This is a genomic window from Acinetobacter sp. WCHAc060025 (assembly GCF_004209355.1).
Taxonomy (GTDB): Bacteria; Pseudomonadota; Gammaproteobacteria; order Pseudomonadales; family Moraxellaceae; genus Acinetobacter; species Acinetobacter wuhouensis.
This window is the reverse complement of the sequence record NZ_SGSX01000002.1, coordinates 109,302-123,533: the sequence shown is the minus strand read 5'-3', so window position 1 is coordinate 123,533 and position 14,232 is coordinate 109,302. Positions and strand designations below refer to the sequence as shown.

15 protein-coding genes and 1 pseudogene are annotated in these 14,232 nt (G+C 38.6%); 13 read left to right on the top strand and 3 right to left on the bottom strand.

Going from position 1 to position 14,232, the window contains the following annotated elements; translation table 11 throughout:
- Nucleotides 1-14: 14 nt before the first annotated feature.
- The 7 genes and pseudogenes from EXE09_RS02205 to EXE09_RS18965 all read left to right on the top strand — a co-directional run.
- Nucleotides 15-287 (top strand): HU family DNA-binding protein, encoded by a 273-nt coding sequence (locus tag EXE09_RS02205; RefSeq protein WP_130116182.1) that lies wholly within the window; start codon nt 15-17, stop codon nt 285-287.
- On the top strand, nt 288-734 hold the full coding sequence (locus EXE09_RS02200) for a hypothetical protein (RefSeq protein ID WP_130116181.1): 447 nt from the start codon (nt 288-290) through the stop codon (nt 732-734).
- Nucleotides 735-881: 147 nt separating this feature from the next.
- Complete coding sequence (locus EXE09_RS02195; protein ID WP_130116180.1) at nt 882-1,607, top strand: DUF2786 domain-containing protein; 726 nt, start codon at nt 882-884, stop codon at nt 1,605-1,607.
- The gene (locus EXE09_RS02190) at nt 1,604-1,825 is read left to right on the top strand and encodes a hypothetical protein (RefSeq protein ID WP_130116179.1); all 222 of its coding nucleotides are present in this window, start codon (nt 1,604-1,606) and stop codon (nt 1,823-1,825) included. The genes EXE09_RS02195 and EXE09_RS02190 overlap by 4 nt, the downstream gene beginning before the upstream one ends.
- A gap of 1 nt (nt 1,826) precedes the next feature.
- Entirely contained in the window at nt 1,827-2,270 is a 444-nt protein-coding gene (locus EXE09_RS02185; protein WP_130116178.1) for a gp16 family protein, read from the top strand.
- Nucleotides 2,271-2,375: 105 nt separating this feature from the next.
- Entirely contained in the window at nt 2,376-2,828 is a 453-nt protein-coding gene (locus EXE09_RS02180) for a Mor transcription activator family protein (RefSeq protein WP_130116177.1), read from the top strand.
- A 135-nt stretch (nt 2,829-2,963) separates the two neighbouring features.
- Nucleotides 2,964-3,101, top strand: a pseudogene (locus tag EXE09_RS18965) (bestrophin); the annotation flags it as partial.
- A 341-nt stretch (nt 3,102-3,442) separates the two neighbouring features.
- On the opposite strand, the gene prmC reads toward EXE09_RS18965, so the two are convergent.
- Nucleotides 3,443-4,261, bottom strand: a complete 819-nt coding sequence (gene prmC, locus EXE09_RS02170) for a peptide chain release factor N(5)-glutamine methyltransferase (RefSeq protein ID WP_130116176.1) — start codon at nt 4,259-4,261, stop codon at nt 3,443-3,445.
- Nucleotides 4,262-5,350, bottom strand: coding sequence for a peptide chain release factor 1 (prfA, locus tag EXE09_RS02165; protein ID WP_130116280.1), 1,089 nt, complete (start codon nt 5,348-5,350; stop codon nt 4,262-4,264). It abuts the gene before it with no gap.
- A gap of 393 nt (nt 5,351-5,743) precedes the next feature.
- On the opposite strand from prfA, the gene EXE09_RS02160 reads away from it, so the two are divergent.
- The 5 genes from EXE09_RS02160 (at nt 5,744) to EXE09_RS02140 (ending at nt 10,013) form a co-directional block, all read left to right on the top strand.
- A complete protein-coding gene (locus EXE09_RS02160; RefSeq protein ID WP_068976201.1) occupies nt 5,744-6,178 on the top strand; it encodes a hypothetical protein in 435 nt (144 codons plus the stop codon).
- Nucleotides 6,179-6,748: 570 nt separating this feature from the next.
- Nucleotides 6,749-7,306, top strand: coding sequence for a glycine zipper domain-containing protein (locus tag EXE09_RS02155; protein ID WP_087552739.1), 558 nt, complete (start codon nt 6,749-6,751; stop codon nt 7,304-7,306).
- Nucleotides 7,307-7,482: 176 nt separating this feature from the next.
- Entirely contained in the window at nt 7,483-8,496 is a 1,014-nt protein-coding gene (locus tag EXE09_RS02150; protein ID WP_130116175.1) for an LLM class flavin-dependent oxidoreductase, read from the top strand.
- A gap of 236 nt (nt 8,497-8,732) precedes the next feature.
- Entirely contained in the window at nt 8,733-9,209 is a 477-nt protein-coding gene (gene yiaA, locus EXE09_RS02145) for an inner membrane protein YiaA (RefSeq protein ID WP_068976204.1), read from the top strand.
- Between the two features lie 249 nt (nt 9,210-9,458).
- Nucleotides 9,459-10,013, top strand: a complete 555-nt coding sequence (locus EXE09_RS02140; protein WP_130116174.1) for a flavoprotein — start codon at nt 9,459-9,461, stop codon at nt 10,011-10,013.
- Nucleotides 10,014-10,729: 716 nt separating this feature from the next.
- Here the strand turns inward: EXE09_RS02140 and EXE09_RS02135 are convergent.
- Nucleotides 10,730-11,566 (bottom strand): pyruvate, water dikinase regulatory protein, encoded by an 837-nt coding sequence (locus EXE09_RS02135; RefSeq protein WP_068976206.1) that lies wholly within the window; start codon nt 11,564-11,566, stop codon nt 10,730-10,732.
- A gap of 155 nt (nt 11,567-11,721) precedes the next feature.
- On the opposite strand from EXE09_RS02135, the gene ppsA reads away from it, so the two are divergent.
- Nucleotides 11,722-14,097 (top strand): phosphoenolpyruvate synthase, encoded by a 2,376-nt coding sequence (gene ppsA, locus EXE09_RS02130; RefSeq protein ID WP_130116173.1) that lies wholly within the window; start codon nt 11,722-11,724, stop codon nt 14,095-14,097.
- Nucleotides 14,098-14,232: the final 135 nt, after the last annotated feature.

Below are 14,232 nucleotides of genomic sequence, written 5' to 3'. Positions count from 1 at the left end.
GAAGGAAATAAACCATGAATAAATCTGAATTAATTAAACAAATTGCTGAACGTGCTGACCTGACTCAAGCGCAAGCAACAACAGCACTTCAGGCTTTTGAAACCACAGTGATTGATGAATTAGCCAATGGTCGTGAAGTTGCACTTATCGGCTTTGGTACATTCAAAGTGACTGACCGTGCTGCGCGTACTGGGCGCAACCCACAAACAGGTGCAGAGATTCAAATTGCTGCATCAAAAGTTCCAACCTTCAAAGCTGGTAAAGCACTTAAAGAGGCGGTGAATTAAATGATTGAGCAACTCACAAGCGAAGAATTAAAAACCATTGAAACCATTACGTATCTAAAAAATTGGTTTGAATCATGTGTTAACACGATTAATGGAGCCGCCGATTCAGATGCCCAATCAGTAAAGCTCCAAGGTGGCGATGGCAAAGATGATATCGAAATTACTGGACGGGATAAAAATATGTTTCTTGCTGGCCTAAAAACAGCAGGTTCATTTTTTGGAAAATTCCCAATTTCAATTGATACACCAGAAGGCTCATTTGAAATAACCACTGACTCGAAGCGCTTAGAGTTTTTAGTTCAAAACCGCCTACGTGTTGAAAAGTGGAATACAACCCCTAACCACATCGAATACTTTGTTTATGACGATGAGGATAAAGTTATTGCCCAAGATTTTACACATCGCGATGCAATCGATAAGGCAATGGAAAGCTATTTAGAAGCATAAGCGAAATACAGGCTAAAGCCTGATTTGCCAAAGGTCCCGCCATTTGGCGGGATTTTTTTAACCAAAATTTAAGGAAATTCACGTGATCACACATGAAGATTCAGACAAATTGCCGCTGGAAGTTGCTATCAGCGTTGGAGAGATTTCATGAATAAAAAAACTGTAATTGAAAAAATTAAAAAGTGTTTGGCACTGAGTAAGTCTGCCAACCAGCATGAAGCTGCTGCTGCCTTACGCCAAGCCATGGCGTTTATGGAAAAATATAAAATTGATGCCGATGACCCTGAGCTTCTAGGCATTGCTGAAGCAGCAGTTTTAGGCAGCGGCTCACAAAAACCAACGGTATTTGAAGCGGTACTTGCAAATTCAATTGCAAAAATGATGGGCTGCAAAGTTATTCTCAGTGTAGATATCAAAATCGCAAAAGATATGTATTTTAAAAAGGTCACCACTTGGCAATTTATTGGTTTTGACCCAGCACCAGAGATTGCCAGCTACGCATTTGAAGTTCTGTACCGCCAGCTCAAAAAAGCTCGCAGCGTTTTTATTTCCGAGAATCTGAAGCGTGTTCAGATCAAAGCCAATAAAGTAAAACGTGCGGATCTATTTTGTGAAGGCTGGGTGCTTGAAGCAACTAAACTGGTCTCAGAATTAAATCCTGATAAAGAGAAAATGGACCAAATTCAGGCTTACGTTCAGCAAAAACATAAAGTGCGTAATAGTGAACCGACTGACCGTAATAAAAAAACTAACATCAATACAGACCGCGCTCAAAATGATCTGCATGCAGGCCGACGGGCTGGAAAGAATGCCAAATTGAACAATGCAATGAATGGCGGTGCTCCAATGGAAAAACTAGGAGTTTCAACATGAACGTCTTAATGAATTGGCTAACCGTTCTCGCATATTTTGCCGTGTTTATTATGGGGCTGGTAGGCTGTTTTAAGGATGCAAAGCAGTCTTGGGTCACACGCAATAACGCGGGTTTAACGGTATTTGAAAAACGTGCGTATAAGCTAAAAGCTGGCACTTCATTGTCACTGGCATTTCTTGCAATATTAGGCTTGCTTCAAGCGATAGCGGGTGTTTGATATGGCTAAATTCAATAAAAAAACCAAACTGATCCAGCTCATTCATGTCGGTAAAAACCATCTAGGGCTTGATGATGAGCTTTATCGTGAAGTACTGGAAAGCTGTACGGGTAAAACCAGCTCAAAATTACTAAGCATCCCACAACTAGAATCTGTTTTAGCGCGTATGAAGCAGCTTGGCTTTCAGGTTGAGTCTAAAAATAAAACTGGCGTTAAAAATCTTGCTGATGATGCACAAAGCAAATTGATCCGTCACTTATGGCTCCAGCTACACGAAGCAGGCCAAGTCCGCAACAGCAGTGAAAAAGCTCTGGCTAAGTTTGTAGAGAATAAAGTTGGTGTTAGTGCTCTTCAATTTCTAAGTACGAAGAATGCTGATATGATAATCACGCACCTCCGCCAATGGTGCAAACGCTGTGGAATAGAGCGCCTAGACCTAGCATAAAAAAGAAAAGCCCACGACTGCAATCATGGGCTTTTCAAAATCCAATAACCATCCCACCACGGACGATCCAAGCTAATATAACATATTACTTTATAAGGTAAAACTATGGCTTATCGTCCGCACATCACTGATGCTCAGCAAATTTTTTCTGATGAAGAAATCATCAACTTAATGCCTAAGAATTTTGCATTTGTCGCAAAGCTAATCGGGGTTGAAGCCTCTTTAAGTCTTATCCATGCCTATGGTGGTACATGCGTATTTATTCCATCAAAACATGCTTTAAATATTGCACACGATATTACTCACATTATTGGCTTAAACGCGCTTAAACGGCTTTCTGAGCAACTTGGCGGTTCAAACATTGAAGTACCAATGGGAACACCAATCACCGTTGCTATACGTAATAAAGCAGTCCGTGACTACGCGCTTAAAGAAAAAAGCAAACCAAAGCTTGCACGCCATTTTGGCCTCACGTTACGCTCAATCAGAACAATCCTAAATAATGAAGTAAAACCTAAAAGCAACGAAGACCGAAATTATGATTTATTTGCGAACTAAAAAAGGCGGACTCTATGTCCGCCTTATCATTTCACCAGTTGCAATAACGTTTCAAAAGTCATCCCACTTTATTTCGGTAAATCTCACTTAATCCCACAATTATCTCAATAGTCTGTATTAGTTATATAGTTAGTTATCAAAGAACCTTTTGGTTTACAGGACAATGACTTACCATTAGATTCAATCACTCGACTGATTGAAAGAGAAATGCTTTCCTCACTCGGTGAAGAACTCCTAGAACCGATTCAATTAGTGAAAAGTAATTTGACTTAATAGATATATTACATAATAAAAAATTAGAACATTCACCGCCAAGCATTTGTTTTTTTTAAAAATTAAAATATAAATTATTGCTAATAGTAATTCTAGATTATGGTGCTATCACGTTAGGCGACATGGATGTCGCCGTTGGGCGTGAGGAGTGACACTCCGCAAGAGGACATACCCCTCGCCCAACAAAGGATTTTTGTTCCTTTTGATCCTTCAAAAGGAAGGCACCACCTACGCAAATTGAGCTAAACTTTGTAAGGCTGATGAGGTTGTGCTAACCCAAGTGTAATGCTTAGAAATGTTATGCAATAATTTTGAATACACTCAACATCATAACAATAAAACTAACTCTGCCACTGCCCCAAAGTCACACGATCATTCCCGCCATAATCTTTTACAGTACGAACTTCCTTAAAACCCGCACCCTTAAAAATATTGCGAACCGCTTCACCCTGATCATAACCATGCTCAAGCACAATCCAACCTTGAGTTGCAAGCCACTTCTTGCCCTGCTGAATAATATGCTCAATATCCGCCAAGCCATGTTGCTCAGCAACCAAAGCACGTTCAGGTTCAGTCGCAAGATTTGCCATGTGCTCATCATCAGCATCAATATAAGGCGGATTCGACACAATCACATCAAAATATTGACGATTTAAAGCCTTAAACCAACTGCCTAAAAAGAACTTCACATGATCCAACTCATGCTTTTCAGCATTATGCAAAGCCACTTCTAAAGTCGGTTCATAAATATCTGTTGCAGTAACTTGCCACTCAGGACGTTCACTTGCCAATGATAAAGCAATCGCACCTGTACCCGTACCCAAATCAACAACACGACAATCTTCAGGCAATTCAAGTTTTAAAACAGTTTCCACCAAGATTTCAGTATCAGGACGAGGCACTAAAGTATCTTTAGTTACAGTTAAATCAAGCGTCCAAAACGGTTGCGAACCTGTGACATACGCCAAAGGCTCACCTTCAGCAATACGTTTCAAACCATCCACATATTGCTGTTCTTGTTCAGCTGTCAGTTCTTGCTCTTTTTTCATCACCAAATCAAAAGAATCAATTTTGGTAATGTGCTCAAGCAACCATGCATTTTCTTGGCGTTCGTAGCTTTCAGGTTCACCACGTAAGGCTAAAGCCTGTGCAATATTCACTTAGCCACCATTTTGTTGTGCAAGAAGTGCCAACTGATCGGCTTGATATTCACGATGTAAACTGTCGAGCAATTCTGTCAAATCACCTTCCATCACCGCATCCAACTTATATAAAGTTAAGTTAATACGGTGATCAGTCATACGACCTTGCGGATAGTTATAGGTACGAATACGTTCAGAACGGTCACCCGAGCCGACGAGATCACGGCGCATTTCCGAAGTTGCAGCATCGGCAGCAGCACGTTTAGCATTTTCCAAACGAGAAACCAAAAGCGCCATCGCTTTGGCTTTGTTCTTATGCTGTGAACGTTCATCCTGACATTCCACCACTGTACCTGTTGGAATATGGGTAATACGCACCGCAGAATCTGTTTTGTTAATGTGCTGACCACCCGCACCCGAAGCACGGTAAGTATCAATACGTAATTCTGATGGATTAATTTCCACAGTCGTATCAACATCAATTTCAGGGAGAATCGCCACAGTACATGCTGAAGTATGTACACGACCTTGAGATTCAGTCGCAGGAACACGTTGCACACGATGTGCACCACTTTCAAATTTCAAGCGACCATAGACGCCTTCACCATTAATCAGGCAAATAACTTCTTTATAGCCACCGTGTTCGCCTTCATTTTCAGACAGAATTTCAATACGCCAACCTTGTGTTTCGGCATATTTACTATACATACGATATAAATCACCAGAGAAAATCGCAGCCTCATCACCACCTGTTCCAGCACGGATTTCCAAATAAGCAGAGTTGGCATCATTCGGATCTTTTGGAATCATGAGAATATTTAAATCAGCTTCAAGCTGTTCGATTAAAGCTTTATTCTCTTTAATCTCTTCAACCGCCATTTCTTTGAAATCTGGATCTGCCAGCATCACTTCAGCAGTTTCAATGTCTTCTTCAGCTTGCTTATATTGCTTCCAAACATCGGTAATTTCAGTTAAATCATTATGCTCACGTGACAAATTACGGAAACGCTTATTGTCTGAAATAACTTCTACATCAGCCAATAATGCTTCTAACTCTTCATGTCGATCACAAAGTTGATCTAATCGTAAACGTAACGATTCTTTCATTTTAACTACATTCTCAATCAAAGCCTTAACCAACTTCAATGCCTGATCTACCGTGCATTTCAAAGTCGCTAAGAAAATTCTAAAATTGCGCATAGTTTAACGACTATGACTTTTAAATGACACTGTTATCTCGACAGGAAAATACAAACTTGTGAAATTAACTTTTATATTTCAAATAAAACCACATTCATGCCTCACATTTTCTTCTCAATTTTCATTTTTGTTTTTAAATTAGCCGTTTAAGTCACATTGTTAATAGAAAACATACATTCAGATACCAAACACTATCAATTAACAGGATCATCTCCACATTTTTAGGAAAAATTTTTGTTACATTTACCTCATCGAAAAGAGAGATAGAGCTGTCCGATTATTCAGGACATGGAGCAACATATGAAATTAAATACATTATTATTGAGTACTGCTTTGACAGTAACTTCATTATTTACAATGAGCGCTCATGCAGACAACTCAACTCGAATTGCCGCAACTTCAGCTTTAGGTAGTGTTGCGGGTACCGCAATTGGTAAACAAATGGGTGGTAACACTGGTGCAATGATTGGTTCAGCAATCGGTGGTGCAGGTGGTGCTGCAGTTTCTACAAACCGTCGTGACCGTACAGCTGCTGCGATTGGTGGTGGTTTAGGTGGTGTTGGTGGTTATACCGTTGGTAAAAATGTTGGTGGAACAACGGGTGGTTATATTGGTGCTGCCGCAGGTGCTGCGGGTGGTTCGGTTCTCGGTAAAAAAGTATCTGAAGACCGCCATTATGATCAACGTAAGTACAATAAAAAGTACTACAAAAAGCATCGTCGTCATAACCACTAAAACGTGGATGATCTGAAAAGCACCTTTGGGTGCTTTTTTCGTTTTAATGTATTCATCTATTTAAAAATTATAAATTTAAAAACCAAAAGTTGCTGCTAAATTCACATGATGATGAATAACTTTTAAATTATTGGATGTCTATTATTTACTACACATATCCGAAGATTAATTGATTTTAGAAAATAGTAAATTCTCAAAACAACAAATGAGACCTTTGTTACAATCAAGCTCTATGAGAGTCATAACCACACTGAATAATTTGGAATTATTTACAGCAAAATAGCATAGAGAAATTCATTTTATAACAATGAAATAAAGCTTTATTTTCTCTATTGCACTCTCATCTAACATCATTTTCTAATATTTAAAATAAAGACATTTTAAATAGAAACATAACATATTGTGAATTATAGACTTATTTAAATTATGAATAAAAATCATAGATGGAAAATACAATCTAGACACAAAATTGTGAAATTGATTACATCCGTATCCATAATTATTGCTATATGTTTCGATATGATCATTTCAAGTTAAATAATTCGAAGAAGCTTCGACACGGAGTTTGAAATGAAAATACAAGCAATATTTGGTGCAGCGGTAATCGCAACAGCAATGATTTCAACTGCTCATGCAGGTAACTCAACCAATACAGCATTGACCTCTGCCCTTGGTGGCGTAGTTGGCGCAGCAATTGGTCAACAAATGGGTGGCTCAACAGGTGCAATGATCGGGTCAGCAATCGGTGGTGGTGTCGGTGCAGGCGCAGCATCAAATAAACGTGACCGTAATGGTGCAATTATCGGTGGTGCTTTAGGTAGTGCAGGTGGTTATACTGTTGGACGTAATGTAACAGGTACATCAACTGGTGGTTATATTGGTGCAGGTCTTGGTGCAGCTGGTGGTGCTTCGCTTGGTAAAAAAGTCAGCGATGACCGACGCTATGATGATCGTTACGGTGATAGATACGATAACCGTTATGATCGATACGATGACCGTTATGACCGTAGTCGTTATGGATACCGCAATACCAATTATCGTTATAATGATCGTGGATACCGTAAAGACAACGGCAACCATTATGGTCAGTACAAAAATCAAAATCGTTGGAAAAATTGGAAAGACTAATTTCTCTGAAATACCAAAAGCACTTTCGAGTGCTTTTTTCATGTCTGCGGTAAAACCATTTAAAAAACCAAAATAATAATGACTTAAACACATGGAAACAAAATATCGAAAATTATCGATATACATTTCACATTTCATATCGTATTATTTCGATATATGAATTAAAGAGTTTAAAAATGTCAGTTTCAACAGACAATTCGTTTAACAACACCAAGTTCTCAATACTTGAACTTGCACCTGTCCGTGAAGATCAAAATGCTGAATTCTCCCTTAAACATGCTTTAGAACTTGCGCAGCATGCTGAGCGTTTAGGCTATGACCGACTCTGGTTAGCTGAACATCACAATATGGATGGTATTGCCAGTTCAGCAACAGCAGTTTTATTGGGCTATATCCTTGCCAATACACAAAATATCCGTGTGGGTTCTGGTGGTATTATGCTACCTAATCATGCCCCTTTGGTTGTCGCTGAACAGTTTGGAACTCTCGCCACACTTTATCCAAACCGTATTGAGCTTGGACTAGGGCGTGCGCCTGGTACAGATCCAATGACCATGCGAGCGCTTCGACGTGGTCGCCAAGAAACTGAAGATCAATTTCCGCAAGATGTTTTAGAAATTCTGAGTTATTTTGCTGACGCTCAACCTAATCAAAGAATTAAAGCCACACCAGGACAAAGTACACATGTCCCTGTATGGTTATTGGGTTCAAGTTTATTTAGCGCTCAGCTTGCAGCAAAATTAGGTCTACCCTATTCATTTGCCTCACACTTTGCGCCAAGAATGCTAGGACAAGCCATTCAACTTTATCGTGATAATTTTGAACCATCGCAATATTTGGACAAACCCTTTGTGTCAATGGGCGTTCCAACTGTAGTGGCACCAACCGATGAAGAAGCACAGTATTTGGCAACCAGTGTTTACCAACGGATTCAAGCCTTATTGACAGGACAAAGTTTAAAACTTAAACCACCTGTAGACAGTATGGAGGGACGTTGGTCTGTTTCCGAAAAAATGGCAGTGCAAAACTTCTTAGCCGTGGCACAAATTGGTTCTCCTAAAACAGTAAAAACCGGTCTTGAACAGCTTTTAGAAAAATACCAAGTTGATGAATTTATTTTTACTTGCGATATTTATGACACAAAAAAGCGTTTAGAAAACTTTAGCTTATTGATGGATTTGAAAAAATAATACAGACATAATCACTTTTCCTCTTTACCAAAATGAGACGCCATGTTTCATTTTGGTTTTTTAATTCAAAAAATAAAAATAGCATCACATTTATTTGATTTTTAGCATAATTTTATAATTCACATCGCTTTATGATTTTTCATCAATAGAGACCAACTTGAAATAAATTGCCATCTCTTTTCAAATCAGCATAATAGATCATATAAAAATCTATAGAAAATCAATAAGAGGCAACCATGAATCAATATATCAACAAACCCACCCCCGCTTTTATTGCCGTGAGTTGGATTGCCTTGCTTGCAGGAGCTGCAGCTTATTGTATTGGCTTATTCAATGCACAAATTCAGTTGAATGAAAAAGGCTACTATCTCATCCTCATCCTTTATGGTTTGTTTTCTGCTGTTTCATTACAGAAAATTGTTCGTGATAAATTAGAAGGTCAGCAAGTGACTGCCATTTATTATGGACTATGTTGGGCTTCGGTCGCGATTTGCATTGTACTTTTAGCTTTAGGGTTATGGAATGCAACCATGACTTTAAGCGAAAAGGGTTTTTATATCATGGCATTTTTATTGAGCTTATTTGGTTCTGTTGCTGTTCAAAAGAATATTCGAGACCTAGAATACTTGCGCACACATAATACTCAAGAATTACCTCATATCACTCAAAACATCGAATCAAAAGAGATTGAAAATAAAGAAGATGTTTTATAATTTCTAAAATTAAAAATACAAATCACACATTATATGGCGAATTCTATCAACCCAATTTGTATATTTTGGATAGATAGAATTCGCATCAAATCAAATAAACTTTCAAAGTATTTTCCTCAAAATCAATCATCAATACTAAAAGCTTGAGGATGACTGGCAAGCTTGCACAAACTCAAGCAAAATTTCTGAGTTGGATATATAAGTAAATATGGAACGAACCGCTGTTCATAAATAAAAAAAGGAAAGAATATGCTCGACAGGAAAAAGAGCCAAACCGAAGGTTTTTTTCAAAATTTACCTGAGTTTTTTAAATGCTATAAAGGTAAATGTATCGCTTCATCAGAGATCAAAATGATGGACTTTACAGGATTAAAGGTCGCGATTATTGGTGCTGATCAATTGACAGTTACGCATTTAGATCACATTTTAAATTCAGCTGAATTTGTTAAAGTATTTCAGATCGCCCCTGCCTTTATCTTGCCTCAGACTGAAAAAGGTGTTCAGAAACTGGTTTCACATCCCCTGATTATTAAAAACCGTCGTTTGTTTAATCAACGGGTTAAATCCATGTTGTCTATTCGTTTTCTAGAATCACAAGTCCAAGAACAATGGGTAAAACGTCAACTCATGCCGAATTCTGCAGCAAAAACCAAAGTATTTTTTAAATCGGATAGCTATTACAAAGCACTACAACGTGATAACTGTCAGTTAATCACTTGGCCCATCGTTAAAATTACGGAAAATGCGATTCAAAGCATGGACGGTGTTGAACATTTTGCGGATGTGATGATTAGCACTTATTAAATCCCCCAATTCTAAGCGAAGTCTTCTTTGGACTTCCCTTAGTCCCCCATTTTTTCAATGGTTTGTCTAAGTCCAAAATGGTTCACTACATCAGTAAGTTTTTCAATACTGATTCAAAACGATTTAACCGCCTATTCCTAATTCCTAATTCCTAATTCCTAATTCCTAATTCCTAATTCCTAATTCCTAATTCCTAATTCCTAATTCCTAATTCCTAATTCCTAATTCCTAATTCAATGATGATGGAATTACATTACTTTTATTTCATTTTTAATCAATTTTAAAATGATGCCTTGGATAAAATTCACCCAAAAACTTTTTTTTCGGGCAATAGAACAGCAAGTAGATGAAAAATTTTACGTCACAAAAAAACCAAATTGTGTATTTATTAATCAAAATTATCTAAATTTTCCTCATTTTACTATTTAGATTTTAAATAGTTGCTATACCTAATATCATTTCAGATAATATTTACATCATTTTTTTTATAACTATGTCCCATTTTTTTGAGTGATACCTTATAAGCATCTTAAAAACTCCAGACTAACAATGCGCATAATTTAATCAAATTCTGCTAAATACAGTCCATTTTATTGTGCTGATTAATAGAAATTTTATATGAATAAGCACAATATTTGTAATGACAAAACATAAAAAAAGCCGAATTTACATTCAGCTTAATCACGACAAAAAAATAGATTTTTAGAGATTAAATATCAACCAATTCGACGTTTTAAACCAGTCATTTGCAGTACACGTGTTGAGATTTCTTCAATCGACATTTCCGAAACATTTAAGTATTTAATCCCCTCTGAAATGTAGATTCCTTCCACAGCTCGGAGTTCCATTTGACATTGTGAAAAGCTCGCATAACGGCTATTCGCCTTACGTTCTGTACGAATCGCAACCAAGCGCTCAGCATCAATCATCAAACCGAACAACTTATGTTTATGTTCTTTAAGCACTGCTGGCAAGCGATTGTCATCCAAGTCCTCTTCTGTAAGTGGATAATTTGCAACACGAATTCCAAATTGTAATGACAAATAAATAGAGGTTGGAGTTTTCCCTGAACGTGACACTCCGATCAAAATTAAGTCAGCTTTATCGTAATGACGGGTACGTGCTCCATCGTCATTATCCAAAGCAAAATGTACTGCATCAATACGTGCTTTGTATGACTCAGAATCGGTTACCGCATGGGTCTGCCCGACTAAAGTCGTAGGCTGAGTACCTAAAACATCTGACAACTTGCTAATAAGCCCTTCAAAAACATCAAGATTTACAGCATTTGCAGTATTAATAATGTCACGTACATAAGGGTCAACCAAAGTGTCAAAAACTAGGGGTTGTTGACCGTCTTTTTCCGCACGAATATTGATCTCTTCAACCACATTCATGGCAGCTTCTTCAGAGGTAATATAAGGAATAATATGTATATCAAACTTTACATGAGGAAATTGCGCTAATAAAGAATGTCCAAGGGTTTCAGCAGTGATCGCTGTACCATCAGAAATAAAAAATACACTTCTCTTTATCTGGTTACTTTCTGACATTAAAAATCTCCTTACACATTTGTCTTAGCGATGTATAATCTTTATAGTAAGCCCATCTTACATGACCTTAGACTGAGTGGAATAAAAAAGCTCAGTTTTTTGTTATAATTTCACGCCAAGATAGTGATTAAAACTGCATAAGTGGAGTAACAACTTTGGAAGCACGCGTAATCGGTCTGGAAAAACTAGGAAAACACGACGTTGAACTCGTGGGTGGTAAAAACTCATCACTGGGAGAAATGATCAGCCATTTAGCTAATGCCGGCGTATCAGTACCAGGGGGTTTTGCAACTACTGCTGACGCGTACCGCGAATTCCTTGAGCAAAGTGGTCTAAACGCTAAAATCAATGCCGAATTAGCAACATTGAATGTCGATGATGTTCTTGCACTTGCAGAAACAGGCGCAAAAATTCGTCAATGGATTGTAGACACTCCTCTTACAGCTGGTTTAGAAAAAGAAGTTCGCGAAGCTTTCGCAGCACTTTCAAATGGTAATCCAGATATTGCAGTTGCAGTTCGTTCTTCTGCTACAGCAGAAGATTTACCAGATGCGTCTTTTGCAGGACAACAAGAAACTTTCTTAAACATTCGCGGAATCGACAACGTTCTCATCGCGATTAAAGAAGTTTTTGCTTCACTTTATAATGACCGTGCTATTGCTTACCGTGTACACCAAAACTTCGCGCATGACATCGTTGCTCTTTCAGCAGGTGTTCAGCGTATGGTTCGCTCTGAAACAGGTGCTGCAGGTGTAATGTTTACCCTTGATACAGAATCTGGTTTCCGTGAAGCGGTATTCATCACTGCCTCTTATGGTTTGGGTGAAATGGTTGTACAAGGTGCAGTAAACCCTGACGAATTCTATGTTTCAAAGCCACTTCTTAGAAATGGTAAACACGCAGTCATCCGTCGTAACCTTGGTTCTAAACACCAAAAAATGATTTATGGTGAAGAAGGTGCGGCAGGTAAATCTGTTGTTGTTGTCGACGTTGAAAAAGCTGAACGTCAACAGTTCGCTTTGAATGATTTAGAACTTCAAGAACTTGCTAAACAAGCATTGATCATTGAAGAACATTATCAAGCACCGATGGACATCGAATGGGCGAAGGATGGTGACGACGGTCAGATCTATATCGTTCAAGCACGTCCTGAAACAGTTAAAAGCCGTGAAAATGTCGGCACAATGGAACGCTACCTACTTAAACAAAAAGGTACTGTACTTTGTGAAGGTCGTTCAATCGGTCAACGTATCGGTTCTGGTAAAGTCCGTATCGTTACTTCTATTAAAGAAATGGACAAAGTACAACCAGGTGATGTTCTTGTATCAGACATGACTGACCCAGACTGGGAACCAGTGATGAAACGTGCTGCAGCAATCGTCACTAACCGTGGTGGTCGTACTTGTCACGCTGCAATTATTGCACGTGAATTAGGCGTTCCAGCAATCGTGGGTTGTGGTAATGCAACTGAAGTCCTTGTAGATGGTCAAGAAGTGACTGTTTCATGTGCTGAAGGTGATACAGGCTTTATCTACGAAGGCGCGTTAGATTTTGAAATCCAACGTAACTCGATTGAGTCTATGCCTGCACTTCCATTCAAAGTGATGATGAACGTCGGTAACCCTGACCGTGCATTTGACTTTGCGCAAATCCCTAACGCAGGTATTGGTCTAGCACGTTTAGAATTCATCATCAACCGCATGATCGGCGTGCATCCTAAAGCATTGTTGAACATTGACAGCCTACCACGTGAAACTCGTGCAGCTGTAATGGCGCGTACTGCGGGTTATTCATCACCAATCGAATTCTATGTAGAAAAACTAGTTGAAGGTATTTCTACGCTTGCTGCTGCATTTGCAGATAAACCTGTGATTGTTCGTATGTCAGATTTTAAATCTAACGAATATGCGAACTTGATCGGTGGTAAATTGTACGAGCCTGAAGAAGAAAACCCAATGTTGGGCTTCCGTGGTGCAAGTCGTTATGTGTCTGATAACTTCCGTGACTGCTTCGAGTTAGAATGCCGTGCGTTGAAAAAAGCACGTGACGAAATGGGCTTAACCAATATCCAAATCATGATTCCTTTCGTACGTACAGTTCACGAAGCGAAACGTGTCATCGAGTTATTGGCTCAAAACGGTCTTAAACGTGGTGAAAATGGTCTTAAAGTGATCATGATGTGTGAATTGCCAACCAATGCGTTATTGGCTGAACAATTCCTTGAACACTTCGATGGCTTCTCTATCGGTTCAAATGACTTAACTCAGTTAACGCTTGGTTTAGACCGTGACTCTGGTATTGTTTCTCACTTGTTCGACGAACGTGATCCAGCGGTTAAAGCATTACTTTCTATGGCAATTCATGCTTGCCGTAAAGCAGGTAAATACATCGGTATCTGTGGTCAAGGTCCTTCTGACCACCCAGACCTGGCATTCTGGTTAATGGAACAAGGTATCGAATCTGTTTCTTTAAACCCAGACTCAGTTTTAGATACTTGGTTCTTCCTTGCTGAAGAAAAATCTAAAGCTTAAGCTTAATTAAACTGATAAAAAGACCCTTTCGAGGGTCTTTTTTATTTCAAACGACAACACACAATAAAATTACAAATATAGCGACAACATAAAATGACTATTAAGCTTGAATGTAAGTTTTTTAGTGAAAATAAA